The sequence below is a fragment of the Caballeronia sp. LZ033 genome, assembly GCF_031451265.1.
In the GTDB taxonomy this organism is placed as follows: Bacteria; Pseudomonadota; Gammaproteobacteria; order Burkholderiales; family Burkholderiaceae; genus Caballeronia.
Genome location: NZ_JARUXQ010000001.1, coordinates 470,724 through 486,222 on the forward strand (window position 1 = coordinate 470,724; position 15,499 = coordinate 486,222).

The following is a 15,499-nucleotide window of genomic DNA, read 5'->3' on the forward strand; positions in this document are numbered from 1 at the left end:
TGGCGAATCGGATCAGAGAGTGGAGGTGTCCTGCGACGGATGCTCGTTCCAGTGCAGCTTCTTGCGCAGCGTCGCGTAGGTGCTGTAGCCGACCGGATGCAGCACCGGCACCGTATGCTTCGAGCGGCGGACCTCGATGGCGTCGTTGAGCTCGACGGCGGTGAAGGACTGCATGTCGAAATTCACGTTCACGTCCCGGCCGCCGATGATCTGGATGGTGACCTTGGAGTCGTCGGGCAGCACGATCGGACGGTTCGACAGCGAGTGCGGCGCGATCGGCACGAGCACGAAGCCTTGCAGCTGCGGATGCAGGATCGGCCCCGCCGACGACAGCGCGTAGGCCGTCGAGCCGGTGGGCGTGGCGACGATCAGGCCGTCCGAACGCTGGTTGTACATGAAGTGCCCGTCCACCGAGACGCGCAATTCGGCCATGCCGGAGAAGCCGCTGCGATTCACCACGACGTCATTGAAGGCGAGCGCGTGATAGATGGGTTTCTCGTTGCGTACGATGCGCGCTTCGAGCAGGGTGCGTTCCTCGCGCTCGAACTGCCCGGCCAGCATTTGCGGGATGATCTCGCTCATTTCCTTGAGCGGAATGTCCGTGATGAAGCCGAGGCGTCCGTGATTCACGCCGATGAGCGGCGTCCTGTACGGCGCGAGCTGCCGGCCGATGCCAAGCATGGTGCCGTCGCCGCCGAGCACGATGGCGACGTCCGCGCGGGCGCCCATCTCGGCGATGGAGAGCGCCGGGAATTCCGTCACGCCGACCTCCTTCGCGGTGCCCGCCTCGAACACGACCTCGAAGCCTTGCTGCGCGAGGACATCGGCGAGCGCTCGCAGCGGCGGCTCGATGCCTGGCGTATTGGGGCGCCCGACGAGGGCGACCGTCTTGAATTGACCGATTTCCATGCCGGCATTACACCATAGTCAGTGAGCGAAAAGAACCGTGGGTCCCGCGCCGCAAGCGCTCGCGCACGTCTGGGCGAAACGCGCGCCGGCATGCCCATTGTTTCTCGCTAGAATGGAGCGGACGTTGAACGCGATGCGGCGCGCTGCAACGCGAGGCAACGTGACGCAGCGTGAGAATCGTGGAACGCCAGACCCACCCCAACTCTACCCATGAGCCGCGGCGCGCCGCCACCTGCCCCATTGAGCTAAAATCCGGCCATGCTAGACCCACGTGCACAAACCCTCCTCAAGACGCTGATCGAGCGCTACATCGCCGAAGGTCAGCCGGTCGGTTCGCGCACGTTATCACGGCACTCCGGCCTGGAGCTGAGCCCCGCAACAATCCGCAATGTGATGTCCGACCTCGAGGACCTGGGCCTCGTGGCGAGTCCGCATACCTCGGCGGGACGCATTCCGACACCGCGCGGCTACCGCCTGTTCGTCGACACGATGCTGACTGTGGAAGCGCCGCAAGACGAAGCGATGACAACCGCGGTGAAGACCCGCTTGCAGGGCGAGGAACCGCAGAAGATCGTCGCGGCCGCGGCGAGCGTGCTGTCCAGCCTGTCTTCGTTCGCGGGTGTCGTACTGACGCCGCGCCGCAGCCACATGTTCAAGCAGATCGAGTTCATGCGGCTGTCGGACAAACGCATTCTGCTCATCATCGTCACGCCTGAGGGCGACGTGCAGAATCGCATGATGGCGACCCAGCGCGATTACTCGCCGTCCCAGCTCACGGAAGCCTCCAACTACATCAACGCGCATTTCGCGGGCCTGTCCTTCGACGAGGTGCGCCGCCGCCTGCGCGAGGAAATCGACCAGCTGCGCGGCGACATGACCACGCTGATGCAGGCCGCCGTGGTGGCGACCACCACCGAGACGGACCCGATGGACACCGTGCTCATTTCCGGCGAGCGCAACCTGCTGGAAGTGGCCGACCTCTCCTCCGACATGGCGCGGCTGCGCAAGCTCTTCGACCTGTTCGACCAGAAGACCTCGCTGCTGCAACTGCTCGATGTGTCCAGCCACGCGCAGGGCGTGCAGATCTTCATTGGCGGCGAGTCGAACCTGGTGCCCATCGAGGAAATGAGCGTGGTTACCGCGCCGTACGAAGTGAACGGGAAGATCGTGGGCACGCTCGGCGTGATTGGCCCGACGCGCATGGCCTACAACCGTGTGATTCCGATCGTGGATATCACCGCGCGGCTGCTCTCGATGTCGCTCAGTCATCAGTGACGTCCTCGTTGCGCTCATCTTGACGGGTGTCGACGGGCGGCGCTATTCGGCCATTCGGCCGATGATGCGGCCGAAAGCGCGCCGCTATAATGGTCCTCACCTTTCAGCCACCGCCTCCGGCCCGCCTGCCCTATGCGTTTCGACCTCGAGTTGCCCTCGCAGCCCAGCGCTTCTCATCGCGTCGCGGTGCTGCTGATCAATCTCGGCACGCCGGACGCGCCCACGCCGCGGGCCGTGCGCAAGTATCTGGCGCAGTTCCTGTCGGACCCGCGCGTGGTGGAGATTCCGTCGCTGGTCTGGCAATTCATCCTGCGGCTATTGATCCTGCCGCTGCGCGGGCGCGCCTCGGCCCGCAAATATGCGCAGGTGTGGATGCCGGAAGGTTCGCCACTGCGGGTGCATACCGAGAAGCAGGTGGAAGGATTGCGGCGGCTGTTCGCGGCGAACGACTATCGCGTGATCGTGGACTATGCCATGCGCTACGGCACACCCGGCATCGGCGCCATGCTGAATCAGCTCAAGCTCGAAGGCGCGGAGCGCATCCTGCTGCTGCCCATGTATCCGCAGTATTCGTCCTCCACCACGGCCACCGCCTTCGACGACGCCTTTACCGCCCTGAAGCGCGTGCGCAATCAGCCCGAGATCCGCACGGTGCGCCATTACGCGGATCATCCCGCGTATATCGCCGCGCTCGCCGAGCAGGTGCGCGACTACTGGCGGCATCACGGCGCGCCGGATTTCGCGGCCGGCGACAAACTGGTGCTGAGCTTCCACGGCGTGCCCAAGCGCACCATGGATCTCGGCGATCCGTATCACGACCAGTGCCAGCAGACCGGCTCGCTGCTCACCGCCGCGCTTGGGCTCACGCCGGTCGAGTGCCGCGTGACCTTCCAGTCGCGCTTCGGCCGCGCGGAGTGGCTGCAGCCCTACACCGCGCCCACGCTCGCGGAACTGGGCGCGGGCGGCGTGACGCGCGTCGACGTGTTTTGCCCCGGTTTCACGGCGGATTGTCTGGAGACCATCGAGGAAATCGGCATCGAGGTGCGCGACGAGTTCCTGAAGGCCGGCGGCAAGCACTTTCACCGGATTCCCTGCCTGAACGCGTCGCCTGCGTGGATCAAGGGCATCGGCGAAATCGCGGCGCAGCATCTGCAAGGGTGGCCCGTGCAGGCGCCGCAGCCGCTCAGCGCGGTCGCGTGAATCCGGCTTCAACCAGCATGCAGCGATGAACTACAAGATTTCGACGGATCGCGGCGCGCGCCTGCGCATCGACAAATGGCTGTGGGCGGCGCGCTTCTTCAAGACGCGTTCGCTCGCGAGCGACGCGGTGGAGAAGGGCCGCGTGAAGATCGGCGGCGCGGGCGTGAAGCCTTCGAAGGAAGTGCGCGTGGGCGATCTCGTCGAGATCGATATCGAGCGCATTGTCTGGCGGGTCGAGGTGCTGGGCGTGTGCGACGTGCGCGGGCCGGCCAGCGTGGCACAGACGCTCTATGCCGAGACGGAGGACGGACGCGCGCAACGCATGGCCGAAGCCGAACGGCGCCGGACCTTCCGCGAGCCGGCCGCGCAGCTGCAGGGCAGGCCGACGAAGCGCGACCGGCGCGTCATCGACAAACTTTCTGGTTCGGATTGAAGTAGCGTTCCATGGTGGCGTGAACGCCGCCGTATTCGGTGGTGCGGTCGGTGACCGCGCCTGACATGCAGATGGTGGTGGTGCCCGCGACGAGTACCAGGGCGACCACCGCGATAGCAAAGGTCAGTTTCATGGTACCCCCGGTAATGGGTTTCCCCGGCCACGAGGCGCATGCAGGTGCATGCGGGCGCTACGGGGCAGGGTCAGGAAACGGGCAAAGGCTGAAGCGGGTTTGAAGCATTCGGAGGATTAGGGTTAACGTGCGTCCTGCGGGTGCTTCTCTGGAGTGTAGGAGACCGGGGGCTTTCCCTCAATCTCATTCTGCGCGGTGCGGCAAAACGCGCGTTACCGCTCGTTTCAGGCGTCAGCGCTTCGTCTGCACGCTGAAATTCGTCCGAAAAGTTCGCCGTCACAGCTTGAAAATGTCCGTGACGCCCCAACTTCCGCAGCTAGTGCGGAAGACAGCGCCAATGCCCTGTTTTCTCATCCGATTCAACTCACAGCAATACACATTCAGCGACATGGAAAACACGCAAGAGAATTCAGCGAGCCAGAACCCCACGCCCGCCGACGAAACCGCGCGCCAGGCCGCCGATGCCACTCCTGGCCAGGCCGCAGCCGAAACGGCGCAGTCCGCGCAGCCCAACGCAGCGTCTGCCGCGCAGCCCGCGCCGGACGCGGCCGATGCCGCGCTCGCCGAGGCGCAGGCCACCATCGTCGCGCTGAAAGAAGACTTTCTGCGCGCGAAGGCGGAGACGGAAAACGTCCGCCGCCGCAGCCAGGAAGATGTGTCGAAGGCGCATAAATTCGCGATCGAAAGCTTCGCGGAGAACCTGCTGCCGGTGCTGGACAGCCTGGAAGCCGCGCTGGCCGACCAGTCGAGCGACCTCGCCAAGGTGCGCGAGGGCGTCGAACTGACGCTCAAGCAGCTCACGGGCGCCCTCGAAAAGGGCCGTGTCGTGGCGTTGAACCCAGTGGGCGAGAAGTTCGATCCGCATCGTCATCAGGCCATTTCGATGGTGCCCGCCGAGCAGGATGCCAACACGGTCGTTTCGGTGCTGCAGAAAGGCTACGTCATTGCCGACCGCGTGTTGCGTCCGGCGCTCGTGACTGTCGCAGCTCCGAAGTAAGGCGCTCGAGCGAACCAGCCGGTGCGTAGCCGGCCGCTTCGCAAAAAAACTATAGACCGCATCGGTTTCAGGGTCTTGAAATCGAAACTGGCGCACTTATCTTGCGTACAGGTATGAATTTTGGGTGTTCGGCCCGGTAAATCGGCGAATGAGTCGGCGGATCCGCCGGCATCGGGCGATCCAACTCGCCGCCGCAACGCCACTGCGATCAAAGCTAGGAGAGGATAAAAAATGGGCAAAATCATCGGTATCGACCTCGGCACCACGAATTCGTGCGTGGCGCTGATGGAAGGCAATCAGGTCAAGGTCATCGAGAACTCGGAAGGCGCGCGCACCACGCCGTCGATCATCGCGTATCTCGACGACAACGAAATTCTCGTCGGCGCGCCGGCGAAGCGTCAGTCGGTCACCAACCCGCGCAACACGCTGTACGCGGTCAAGCGCCTGATCGGACGCCGTTTCGAAGAGAAGGAAGTGCAGAAGGACATCAACCTGATGCCCTACAAGATTGTCAAGCACGACAACGGCGACGCATGGGTCGAGGCGCACGGCAAGAACCTCGCGCCGTCGCAGGTGTCCGCGGAAGTGCTGCGCAAGATGAAGAAGACCGCTGAAGACTACCTCGGCGAGCCGGTGACGGAAGCCGTCATCACGGTTCCGGCGTACTTCAACGACAGCCAGCGTCAGGCTACCAAGGACGCGGGCCGCATCGCCGGCCTGGAAGTCAAGCGCATCATCAACGAACCGACGGCAGCCGCGCTCGCCTTCGGTCTCGACAAGGCCGAAAAGGGCGACCGCAAGATCGCCGTGTTCGACCTGGGCGGCGGCACGTTCGACATCTCGATCATCGAAATCGCGGACGTGGATGGCGAGAAGCAGTTCGAAGTGCTCTCCACCAACGGCGACACGTTCCTCGGCGGTGAAGACTTCGACCAGCGCATCATCGACTACATCATCGGCGAGTTCAAGAAAGAGCAGGGCGTCGACCTCTCGAAGGACGTGCTCGCGCTGCAGCGCCTGAAGGAAGCGGCTGAAAAGGCCAAGATCGAACTGTCGTCCACGGCGCAGACCGACATCAATCTGCCGTACATCACGGCAGACGCGTCGGGTCCGAAGCACTTGAACCTCAAGTTCACCCGCGCGAAGCTCGAAGCGCTCGTCGAAGAGCTGATCGAGCGCACGATTGAACCGTGCCGCATCGCCATCAAGGATGCGGGCGTGAAGGTCGGCGAAATCGACGACGTGATCCTGGTCGGCGGCATGACGCGCATGCCGAAGGTGCAGGAAAAGGTGAAGGAGTTCTTCGGCAAGGATCCGCGCCGTGACGTGAACCCGGATGAAGCCGTGGCGGTTGGCGCTGCGATTCAAGGCCAGGTGCTGTCGGGCGACCGCAAGGACGTGCTGCTGCTCGACGTCACGCCGCTTTCGCTGGGCATCGAAACGCTCGGCGGCGTCATGACGAAGATGATCAACAAGAACACCACGATCCCGACGAAGCACGCGCAAGTGTATTCGACGGCGGATGACAACCAGGGCGCCGTGACCATCAAGGTGTTCCAGGGCGAGCGTGAAATGGCCGCGGGCAACAAGCTGCTCGGCGAATTCAATCTTGAAGGCATCCCGCCGGCGCCGCGCGGCACGCCGCAGATCGAAGTGACCTTCGACATCGACGCGAACGGCATCCTGCACGTCGGTGCGAAGGACAAGGCAACCGGCAAGGAAAACAAGATCACCATCAAGGCGAACTCGGGCTTGACGGACGCCGAAATCGACAAGATGGTGAAGGACGCCGAAGCCAACGCCGACGAAGACCGCAAGCTGCGTGAACTTGCCGACGTTCGCAACCAGGGCGACGCGCTGGTCCACAGCACGAAGAAGGCCGTTGCCGAATACGGCGACAAGGTGGACGCGTCGGAGAAGGAAAAGATCGAAGCCGCGTTGAAGGACCTTGAAGATGCGCTGAAGGACAGCGCAAGCGACAAGGCCGCGCTCGAGGCGAAGATCGAGGCGCTGGCTACGGCATCGCAGAAGCTCGGCGAAAAGATGTACGCCGACATGCAGGCGCAGCAAGGCGCCGCAGGTGCGGCAGCGGGAGCGGCGGGTGCAGCGGGCGCGTCGGCGGAGGCGGGCGCGAGCCAGCAGCACGATGACGTCGTCGACGCCGACTTCAAGGAAGTCAAGAAGGACTAAGCCGCAAGGGCGCGTGGATGGCAACGTCCCGCGCCCGCGTCGGTTTGACCGGGACGCGGGACGCGTCTGACGTGTAACGCGCCTGGCGGGCCTTGCGGCTCCCCGGGCACGTTGTTTTTTCAGCGTGTCATGCTCGAGGCCTCCTTCGGCGCGTTCGGGCACGGCGCGAAAGTTTCAAAGCGCGGGCCTGGCGGTCCGGGCATCTGACAGGAACTGCCGCTTCAGCGCGGCGGCATTGAACCGATATGGCGAAACGGGATTACTACGAGGTTCTGGGCGTCGCGAAAAACGCAAGCGACGACGAGATCAAGAAGGCATATCGCAAGCTCGCGATGAAGTATCACCCTGACCGCAATCCGGACAACAAGAAGTCGGAAGAGAGTTTCAAGGAGGTCAAAGAGGCCTACGAAATGCTCTCCGACCAGCAGAAGCGCGCCGCCTATGACCAGTACGGCCATGCGGGCGTGGACCCGAACATGGCGGGCGCGGGTGCGCAAGGTTTCGGCGGTTTCGCGGACGCCTTCGGCGACATCTTCGGCGACATCTTCGGTCAGGCCGCGGGCGGCGGCGCAGGCGGCGCCCGTGGGCGCGGCGGACCACAGGTGTATCGCGGCGCGGACTTGCGCTACAGCATGGAAATCACGCTGGAACAGGCGGCGCACGGCTACGACACGCAGATCCGCGTGCCGAGCTGGGCGAACTGCAACGTCTGCCACGGCTCGGGCGCGAAGCCGGGCACCAAGCCCGAAACCTGCCCGACCTGTCATGGCCAGGGCCAGGTGCGCATGTCGCAAGGCTTTTTCAGCATCCAGCAGACGTGCCCGAAGTGCCACGGCACCGGCACGTACGTTCCCGAGCCGTGCACGAACTGTCACGGCCAGGGCAAGGTGAAGGAAACCAAGACGCTGGAAGTGAAGATTCCGGCGGGCATCGACGACGGCATGCGCATCCGTTCGGCGGGCAACGGCGAGCCGGGCATCAACGGCGGGCCGAGCGGCGACCTGTATGTGGAAATCCATATCAAGCAGCACTCGGTGTTCGAGCGCGACGGCGACGACCTCCATTGCCAGATGCCCATTCCGTTCACCACGGCGGCATTGGGCGGCGAGATCGAAGTGCCGACGCTTGCTGGACGCGCCAGCTTCACGGTGCCGGAAGGCACGCAGTCGGGCAAGACGTTCCGTCTGCGCGGCAAGGGCATCAAGGGTTTGCGTTCGAGCATCGCGGGCGATCTCTACGTGCACGTGCAGGTGGAAACGCCGGTCAAGCTCACCGACCAGCAGCGCGATCTGCTGCGGCAGTTCGAGAAGTCGCTGGTGGAAGGCGGCGCGCGGCATAGTCCGCAAAGCAAGAGCTGGTTCGACCGCGTGAAGAGCTTCTTTGACTGATGCGATCGACGGACGCGCGAGCACTGTCATGAAGACTGAGGAGCGCAGCGCGGTATTCGCGCTGCTCGATGATCACGACTCGACCGCCCAACGGCGGTCGAGCCGTTTATACACGAATCTGGCGCACGAACGCACGTGTGTGGACCCGCGTGCGCTTGACACGGTGTGCGGCGAAATCGAACGGGATCTGCAAGCGGGACTGCATGCGGTGGTCGTTGCGGATTACGAGTTCGGTCGCGATCTGCAATTGAAATGCAGCGAGCGCCGCGAAGGTGGTGGAGATCACGCCTTGCGGGTGTTGATGTTCCGCGCCTGCCAGCCTCTTTCGCGCGATGAAGCGAGCGCGTGGCTCGCGTCGCAGGACACCGGGAGCGCGCAGCCTTCGGTGGCGGGTGTCGCGGACATCGAGCCGAGCGTCACGCGCGCCGAGTTCGATACCGCCGTCGCCGCCGTGCAGCAGGCGTTGCGCGAAGGCGAGTCCTACCAGATCAACTACACGTTTCGCCTGAATTTCGACGTGTTCGGCTCGCCGCTCGCGCTATACCGGCGTCTGCGGGAGCGCCAGGCCGTGCACTACGGCGCGTTGATCGCGCTGCCGGACGGCAGATCGGTGCTGTCGTGTTCGCCGGAATTGTTCTTCGAGAAACAGGGTGACCAGCTGCGCACGCGGCCGATGAAAGGCACCGCGCCGCGCGACACCCCTCCGGAAGCGCTCAGCAGCGACCCGAAGAACCGTGCCGAAAACGTGATGATCGTCGACTTGCTGCGCAACGACATGTCGCGCGTCGCGGTCACGGGTTCGGTGCACGTGCCGGCGCTGTTTTCCGTCGAGCCCTACGGGGCCCTGTGGCAGATGACCTCGACCATCGAGGCCCGCGCGATCCCCGGCACGACCTTCGCCGACCTGATACGTGCGCTGTTCCCGTGCGGCTCGATCACCGGCGCGCCGAAGTATCGGACGATGCAGTTGATCGACGAGATCGAGACGTCGCCGCGCGGCCTCTACACCGGCGCGATCGGCTGGCTCGATGCGAACGGCGACTGCCGTCTGTCGGTCGCGATCCGTACGCTCGTCGTCGATGCCGCGCAGCGGCGCGGCCAACTGGGCATCGGCGCGGGCATCGTGCTCGACAGCGTCGCCGCCGACGAACACCGGGAGTGTTTGTTGAAAGCCCACTTCCTGACCGGCGCCGATCCGGGTTTCGAACTCTTCGAAACCACGTATGCGACGCGCGCCGAAGGCATACGCCACTACGCCCGGCACATCGCGCGCTTGAAACGCAGTGCGGCCAGCCTGGGCTTCCCGTTCGATCAGGCCGCGCTGACCGCGCACGTCGCGCAGTACTGCGCCGGCTTCGATGAGGACACGCCGTATCGCTTGCGGATCGCACTCGACAAGAGCGGGCAGTTCGCGCTTACGAGCGCGCCGCTCGGCAGTCTTCCTGAACCCGGCGTCGCCGTGCTGCTCGCGTCGGAGCGTGGCTTTGCGCCGCGCGCATCGGCTGATCCGCTGTTGCGCCACAAGACCACGCACCGGGCCGACTACGACCGCGCGTGGAAGGCCGCCGAAGCGGAAGGCGCGTTCGACATGCTGTTCTGCAACGAACGCGGCGAGCTGACCGAAGGCGGCCGGACCAGCGTATTCGCGCGCTTCGATGGCGAGTGGTGGACGCCGCCCATCCATGCGGGCGTACTGCCGGGCGTGATGCGCACGGTGTTGATGGAAGAACTTGGCGCGGCGGAACGCACGCTGAAGCCGGCGGACCTGGACCGCGCCGAAGCCTTGCTCGTAAGTAACGCGCTGCGCGGCGCGTTAGAGGCGACGCTGAAACACTGACGCCGCCCCGTCACACCAGGGAGATCACCACTCGGCCACGCTGCCATCCGCATGACGCCACACCGGGTTGCGCCAGCGATGGCCAACCTTCGCCATCTCGCGCACCTTCTCCTCGTTCACTTCGATCCCGAGGCCCGGTCCCTGCGGAATCGACACCATGCCGTCTTCATACTTGAAGACTTCAGGATTCTTGATGTAGTCGAGCAGGTCGTTGCCCTTGTTGTAGTGAATGCCGAGGCTCTGTTCCTGGATGAACGCGTTGTAGCTGACGGCGTCGATCTGCAGACAGGTCGCAAGCGCGATCGGCCCGAGCGGACAATGAAGCGCGAGCGCGACATCGTAGGCTTCGGCCATGGTCGCGATCTTGCGGCATTCGCTGAGACCGCCCGCGTGCGACGCGTCCGGCTGGATGATGTCCACGTAACCGCCGGCCAGGATGTGCTTGAAGTCCCAGCGCGAATAGAGCCGCTCGCCGAGCGCGATCGGCGTGCTGGTCTGGCTGACGATGTCGCGCAGCGCCTCAACGTTCTCCGACAGCACCGGCTCCTCGATGAACATCAGCTTGTACGGGTCGAGTTCCTTCGCGAGCACCTTGGCCATCGGCTTGTGCACGCGGCCGTGGAAGTCCACGCCGATGCCCACGTTCGGACCCACCGCCTCACGCACCGCGCGCACGTTGTCGATCACGCCCTGCACCTTGTCGAAGGTGTCGATGATCTGCAACTCTTCCGAGCCGTTCATCTTCACGGCCTTGAAGCCGCGTTCGACCACGGCGCGCGCGTTGTTCGCGACATCGCTCGGACGGTCGCCGCCGATCCACGAATACACCTTGATCCGGTCACGCACCTGGCCGCCAAGCAGCGCATGCACCGGCACGCCGTGAAACTTGCCCAGGATGTCCCACAGCGCCTGATCGACGCCCGCGATCGCGCTCATGCCGATCGGCCCGCCGCGATAGAAGCCCGAGCGGTACATCACCTGCCACAGGTCTTCGATATGACGCGGATCCTTGCCGACCAGGTAGTCCGACAGTTCGTCGACGGCGGCGGCCACCGTATGCGCGCGGCCTTCGACGACGGGTTCACCCCAGCCGGTGATGCCTTCGTCGGTTTCGATCTTGAGGAAGCACCAGCGCGGCGGAACGATGAAGGTCTCGAGTTTCGTGATTTTCATAGAGCGTCTCCAGAGGGATTCCGCATGGTAGCAAAAAGCGCGTCAGTGAGCATATTAATAGTATTATTCAGAGGCAGCGCAAATCTGTTGGCACATCAGACAAATACCGGATAATCCTGCCAGAACTCAATCGGAGGCCATCATTCACCGAGATCTGCATGGCCGCGTCGCCCATGAACTGGGGTTGGCGATTCTGCGCGGCGATATCGCGCCCGGGGCAGCCTTGCCGCGCGAGGCGGAATTGATGGAGCGCTTCGACGTCAGCCGTACCGTGCTGCGCGAGGCCTTGCGCACGCTGACATCGAAAGGGCTGGTCGAGTCGCGGCCCAAGGTCGGCACGCGCGTGCGCGCAAGACATGCTTGGAACCTGCTCGATACGGACATGCTCGACTGGTATTCGCGCGTGGCGCCGCCGCTCCAGTTCGCCCTCAAGCTGCAGGAAATGCGCGAGATGATCGAGCCGTACGCGGCCGCGCTCGCCGCCGACAATCACGACAGCGACACCCTCGCGTGTCTCGCGCGGGCGCACCAGGCCATGGCCGACGCGCAGAACATGGACGAATGGGTCCGTGCCGACCTCGAGTTTCACCTGTGCGTGCTGGCGGCATGCAGCAACGAGTTGCTGATTCCGCTGGGTGCGCTGATCGAGCGGACTCTCGAAGGTCAGCTGCGGCTCAATGCGAAACGGGCGGACGTGTACAACGCGTCGCTCGCGGAACATACCGCTGTGTTCGATGCCATCGTCGCCCGCGATGCCGCCGCCGCCCGCCGCGCGATGGCGGATCTGCTCGGCGTGACGCGCGGGCGGATCGAGGCCTGAGGCGCGCTCAGAAGGTGTTGAGCGGAAGCTTGAGATAGGTCGTGCCGTTGCCCGAAGGATCGGGGAATCGGCCGGCGCGAATGTTGACCTGAATCGCGGGAATGAAGAGCGTCGGCATGCCGAGCGTCGCGTCGCGGGCCTCGCGCATGGCGATGAACTCCGCCTCGCTCTTGCCGCCGCCCACATGAATGTTGCGTTCGCGCTGCTCGCGCACGGTCGCCTGCCAATGGGCGGCGCGTGATTCGGGCGGATAGTCGTGGCAGACGAATAGCGGCGTGTCGGGCGGCAGCGCCAGCAGGCGTCCGATCGAGCCATACAGCGTGCGCGCGTCGCCGCCCGGAAAGTCGCAGCGCGCGGTGCCTGCGTCCGGCATGAAGAGCGTATCGCCGACGAACACCGCATCGCCGATCCGGTACGCCATGTCGGCGGGCGTGTGGCCAGGCACGAAGAGCGCATCGGCGGCCAGCTCGCCGATGGCAAAGCGCTCGCCGTCGCTGAAGAGATGGTCGAACTGGGAGCCGTCGAGCCGGAAGGCCGGCTCGAGATCGAAGATCTTCCTGAACACGTGCTGCACGGTCCGGATCGACTCGCCGATGCCGATCTTTCCGCCGAGCCGCCGCTTCAGATACGGCGCCGCCGACAGATGATCCGCGTGCGCATGGGTTTCGAGAATCCACTCGACGGCAAGCCGCTGCGCGCGCACGAATGCGATGACGGCATCGGCCGAGCGCGTCGAGGTGCGGGCGGCCTTCGGATCGTAGTCGAGCACGGAATCGATGATCGCCGCCGCGGAACCGGGCCGCTCGAACACCACATAGGTCATGGTGCCTGTGGCGTCGTCGTGGAAGGGGTGAATGATCGGTTGCACGATGATGCTCCCTGTTCCCTTGCCTGCCGTCTCATTGCCCGCATGTATAAGGTTCTGCCGATGCTGGACAGACCCACTGGGCGGGTTTGCCGGGATCGGGATAAAGTGTAACCCTTTGCGCCGGCGCCGCTCATCGCGTCACGTGTCGCGTCACTCCTAGCGCAAGCAGAAGCTTCTTCGAGAAACCAAATGCCGCACGTCCCGACCTCGCTTGCAACGTCGTGGGGCGCGTGGGCCGTCTTCGTCAGCGTCCTCGCGACGCAACTCGGCGTGCCGGTCCCCGCCGCGCCGATGCTCATCCTGGCTGGCACGCTCGTCGCCTCCGGCGCGGCGTCGTTCTGGCAAATGCTGCTGGCCGCGGTGCTCGCGGTGCTGATCGCCGATTCCCTGTGGTTCGCCGCCGGCCGTCTGTATGGCCGGCGCTTCCTCAACTCGCTCGTGCGCTTCTCCCTGTCGATCGACTCGACGCTGCGCACCGCGCGCCGCTGGTTCGAGCGCTTCGGCGTGCCGCTGCTCGCGCTGTCGAAGTTCGTGCCGGGGCTCGGGCTCGTGTCCGCGCCGCTGCTCGGCACCACGCAGATCGAGATCCGGGTGTTCGTGCTGTGGGATCTGATCGGCGCGACTGCCTGGGCGAGTTTCTGGATGCTCGGCGGCGCGGCGCTGCAGGAGCAGATTGGCCGGCTCATTGTGCTGGTGCGCGCCAACGGCACGACGGTCATCGACATCCTGGCGATGCTCGCGCTCGGCTTTCTGCTGTATCGCTGGATCCGGCGCGTGCAGTTCCGTCAGTGGCTCGAGAAGTATCACATCACGCCCGGCCAGCTCGACGAGATGATGCGCTCCGCGATGCCGCCCGTGATCTACGACGCGCGTCCGCCGGAAGTGCGCCGCAAGGAACCGTACCGGATCGCCGGGGCCGTCGCGCTGGACCTGGATTCACCGGATCGCATCGGTCAGCTCTATGCCGAGCACGAGGTGGTGGTGTACTGCGTGTGTCCGAACGAGGCGACGGCGAAGATCATCGCCCGGCAGTTGCGCGACAAGGGCTTCCGGCATGTGCGGCCCTTGAAGGGCGGGCTGGACGCGTGGGAGAAACACGGCTATCCGGTCGAGCCGATCCCGGCCGAGCATCTGCACCTGCCCGCCGATCGCGACGATATCGATCACGACATGGTGACGATCCGCGCGACCGCGCCGGAGTGAACCTGCGCTTTGTCAGGTACGCCGCCGCGGCGGCCGGTTCACCAGCGCGATGCCGGCGAGCACCATCGCGGCGGCGGTCATGAACCGCACGCTGACATGCTCGCCCAGCAGCAGCACGGCGAAGCCGACGCCGAAGATCGGCGTCAGAAAAGAGAACACGGACAAGCGCGACGCCAGATAGCGTGTCAGCAGCCAGAACCATGTCAGATAGCTGATGAACGAGACGATCACCGCCTGGTACGCGAGACTCGCGAGGGCGAGCGGCGACACCTCATTCACCTGCGTCTGTCCCGCGCTCACCGCCAGCGCAAGCAACAGCACCGCCGACACCGCCAGCTGATAGAACAGCGTCTTGCTCGCGCTCGCATGCGACAGCGAGGACGCGCGAATCAGCACGGTCGTCGCGGCCCACAGGATGCCGCCGAGCACGCCGAGCGCATCGCCCGCGACGCCTTGCATGACGGACGCGCCCTGCGGATGACCGTGCAGGAAGCCGTCCGCGAACGCGAGCGCGATGCCGCAAAACGCCAGGACGATGCCGCTCCACTGCGCGCGCGCAAGCTTTTCGCCCGCAACGAACCAGTGCAGGCCGAGCGCGGTGAAGCACGGCGCGGTGTACAGGAACACGGCCATGCGCGTGGCATTGGTGAGGCTCAGGCCGAAGAAGATGCAGACGAACTCGCCGCCGAACAACAGCCCGGCGAGCAGGCCGGCGGTCAGGGTGTCATCTCGCGTGAACAGCGGCACCCCGCGCGTGCGGGTCCAGATCCACAACAGCAGGGTGCCGATCAGCGAACGGATGCCGGCCTGCAACAGCGGTGGAATCGACGCGTTCGCTTCCTTGATCGCGACTTGCTGGAAACCCCACGCGCCGCACAGCGCGATCATCGTGATGACGGCGGTGGCGTCCAGCGGGCGACGCGCGGTGAAGGAAGGGGTGCTCATCGGCGGGTTCGTTGACGGTGGTGCATACGGCCGGCGCGAAACGCGCATCGGTCATGCACTGATTTGGAGCGTCGATTGTGCCAGCGAACGGGCCAGACAACGGAAAGGCCGGGACGTGCCCGTGGAGA

14 protein-coding genes are annotated in these 15,499 nt (G+C 64.9%); 9 read left to right on the top strand and 5 right to left on the bottom strand.

Features of this window, described 5'->3' with window-relative positions:
* Positions 1-12: 12 nt before the first annotated feature.
* A complete protein-coding gene (locus QCE62_RS02265; RefSeq protein WP_309913836.1) occupies positions 13-909 on the bottom strand; it encodes an NAD kinase in 897 nt (298 codons plus the stop codon).
* A 258-nt stretch (positions 910-1,167) separates the two neighbouring features.
* Here QCE62_RS02265 and hrcA point away from each other — a divergent pair, with 258 nt between their 5' ends.
* The 3 genes from hrcA to QCE62_RS02280 all read left to right on the top strand — a co-directional run bounded on the left by hrcA (position 1,168) and on the right by QCE62_RS02280 (position 3,817).
* Complete coding sequence (gene hrcA, locus QCE62_RS02270; RefSeq protein ID WP_309807262.1) at positions 1,168-2,184, top strand: heat-inducible transcriptional repressor HrcA; 1,017 nt, start codon at positions 1,168-1,170, stop codon at positions 2,182-2,184.
* Between the two features lie 132 nt (positions 2,185-2,316).
* On the top strand, positions 2,317-3,384 hold the full coding sequence (gene hemH / locus QCE62_RS02275) for a ferrochelatase (RefSeq protein WP_309913839.1): 1,068 nt from the start codon (positions 2,317-2,319) through the stop codon (positions 3,382-3,384).
* 25 nt (positions 3,385-3,409) lie between these two features.
* Positions 3,410-3,817, top strand: coding sequence for an RNA-binding S4 domain-containing protein (locus QCE62_RS02280; RefSeq protein ID WP_309913841.1), 408 nt, complete (start codon positions 3,410-3,412; stop codon positions 3,815-3,817).
* On the opposite strand, the gene QCE62_RS02285 is transcribed toward QCE62_RS02280, so the two are convergent.
* On the bottom strand, positions 3,789-3,950 hold the full coding sequence (locus tag QCE62_RS02285) for a hypothetical protein (protein ID WP_309807266.1): 162 nt from the start codon (positions 3,948-3,950) through the stop codon (positions 3,789-3,791). The genes QCE62_RS02280 and QCE62_RS02285 overlap by 29 nt on opposite strands.
* Positions 3,951-4,338: 388 nt before the next feature.
* On the opposite strand from QCE62_RS02285, the gene grpE reads away from it, so the two are divergent.
* The 4 genes from grpE (at position 4,339) to pabB (ending at position 10,362) form a co-directional block, all read left to right on the top strand.
* Entirely contained in the window at positions 4,339-4,947 is a 609-nt protein-coding gene (gene grpE, locus QCE62_RS02290; protein ID WP_309913843.1) for a nucleotide exchange factor GrpE, read from the top strand.
* Between the two features lie 231 nt (positions 4,948-5,178).
* Positions 5,179-7,137: a molecular chaperone DnaK gene (gene dnaK / locus QCE62_RS02295; protein ID WP_309913846.1), complete on the top strand. Its 1,959-nt coding sequence runs from the start codon at positions 5,179-5,181 to the stop codon at positions 7,135-7,137.
* Between the two features lie 245 nt (positions 7,138-7,382).
* The gene (gene dnaJ / locus QCE62_RS02300; RefSeq protein WP_309807269.1) at positions 7,383-8,525 is read left to right on the top strand and encodes a molecular chaperone DnaJ; all 1,143 of its coding nucleotides are present in this window, start codon (positions 7,383-7,385) and stop codon (positions 8,523-8,525) included.
* Between the two features lie 28 nt (positions 8,526-8,553).
* On the top strand, positions 8,554-10,362 hold the full coding sequence (gene pabB, locus QCE62_RS02305) for an aminodeoxychorismate synthase component I (RefSeq protein ID WP_309913849.1): 1,809 nt from the start codon (positions 8,554-8,556) through the stop codon (positions 10,360-10,362).
* A gap of 24 nt (positions 10,363-10,386) precedes the next feature.
* Here pabB and dgoD read toward each other — a convergent pair whose 3' ends face one another.
* Positions 10,387-11,535: a galactonate dehydratase gene (gene dgoD / locus QCE62_RS02310; protein WP_309807271.1), complete on the bottom strand. Its 1,149-nt coding sequence runs from the start codon at positions 11,533-11,535 to the stop codon at positions 10,387-10,389.
* A gap of 103 nt (positions 11,536-11,638) precedes the next feature.
* Between dgoD and QCE62_RS02315 the strand changes: the two genes are divergently transcribed.
* Positions 11,639-12,355 carry a FadR/GntR family transcriptional regulator gene (locus tag QCE62_RS02315; RefSeq protein ID WP_409017845.1) on the top strand — a complete coding sequence of 239 codons (717 nt, stop codon included), beginning with the start codon at positions 11,639-11,641 and terminating at the stop codon, positions 12,353-12,355.
* Between the two features lie 7 nt (positions 12,356-12,362).
* Here the strand turns inward: QCE62_RS02315 and QCE62_RS02320 are convergent, their stop codons facing one another.
* On the bottom strand, positions 12,363-13,223 hold the full coding sequence (locus QCE62_RS02320; protein ID WP_309913850.1) for an MBL fold metallo-hydrolase: 861 nt from the start codon (positions 13,221-13,223) through the stop codon (positions 12,363-12,365).
* Between the two features lie 189 nt (positions 13,224-13,412).
* Between QCE62_RS02320 and QCE62_RS02325 the strand changes: the two genes are divergently transcribed.
* On the top strand, positions 13,413-14,426 hold the full coding sequence (locus QCE62_RS02325) for a DedA family protein/thiosulfate sulfurtransferase GlpE (protein ID WP_309913854.1): 1,014 nt from the start codon (positions 13,413-13,415) through the stop codon (positions 14,424-14,426).
* 12 nt (positions 14,427-14,438) lie between these two features.
* Here QCE62_RS02325 and QCE62_RS02330 read toward each other — a convergent pair whose 3' ends face one another.
* Positions 14,439-15,371, bottom strand: coding sequence for a DMT family transporter (locus tag QCE62_RS02330; protein WP_309913857.1), 933 nt, complete (start codon positions 15,369-15,371; stop codon positions 14,439-14,441).
* Positions 15,372-15,499 lie beyond the last annotated feature (128 nt).

Excerpts from the sequence above, each read along its gene's own strand:
- QCE62_RS02265 (WP_309913836.1), bottom strand. The coding sequence starts at position 909 with ATGGAAATCGGTCAATTCAAGACGGTCGCCCTCGTCGGGCGCCCCAAT.
- hrcA (WP_309807262.1), top strand. The coding sequence starts at position 1,168 with ATGCTAGACCCACGTGCACAAACCCTCCTCAAGACGCTGATCGAGCGC.
- hemH (WP_309913839.1), top strand. The coding sequence starts at position 2,317 with ATGCGTTTCGACCTCGAGTTGCCCTCGCAGCCCAGCGCTTCTCATCGC.
- QCE62_RS02280 (WP_309913841.1), top strand. The coding sequence starts at position 3,410 with ATGAACTACAAGATTTCGACGGATCGCGGCGCGCGCCTGCGCATCGAC.
- QCE62_RS02285 (WP_309807266.1), bottom strand. The coding sequence starts at position 3,950 with ATGAAACTGACCTTTGCTATCGCGGTGGTCGCCCTGGTACTCGTCGCG.
- grpE (WP_309913843.1), top strand. The coding sequence starts at position 4,339 with ATGGAAAACACGCAAGAGAATTCAGCGAGCCAGAACCCCACGCCCGCC.
- dnaK (WP_309913846.1), top strand. The coding sequence starts at position 5,179 with ATGGGCAAAATCATCGGTATCGACCTCGGCACCACGAATTCGTGCGTG.
- dnaJ (WP_309807269.1), top strand. The coding sequence starts at position 7,383 with ATGGCGAAACGGGATTACTACGAGGTTCTGGGCGTCGCGAAAAACGCA.
- pabB (WP_309913849.1), top strand. The coding sequence starts at position 8,554 with ATGAAGACTGAGGAGCGCAGCGCGGTATTCGCGCTGCTCGATGATCAC.
- dgoD (WP_309807271.1), bottom strand. The coding sequence starts at position 11,535 with ATGAAAATCACGAAACTCGAGACCTTCATCGTTCCGCCGCGCTGGTGC.
- QCE62_RS02325 (WP_309913854.1), top strand. The coding sequence starts at position 13,413 with ATGCCGCACGTCCCGACCTCGCTTGCAACGTCGTGGGGCGCGTGGGCC.
- QCE62_RS02330 (WP_309913857.1), bottom strand. The coding sequence starts at position 15,371 with ATGAGCACCCCTTCCTTCACCGCGCGTCGCCCGCTGGACGCCACCGCC.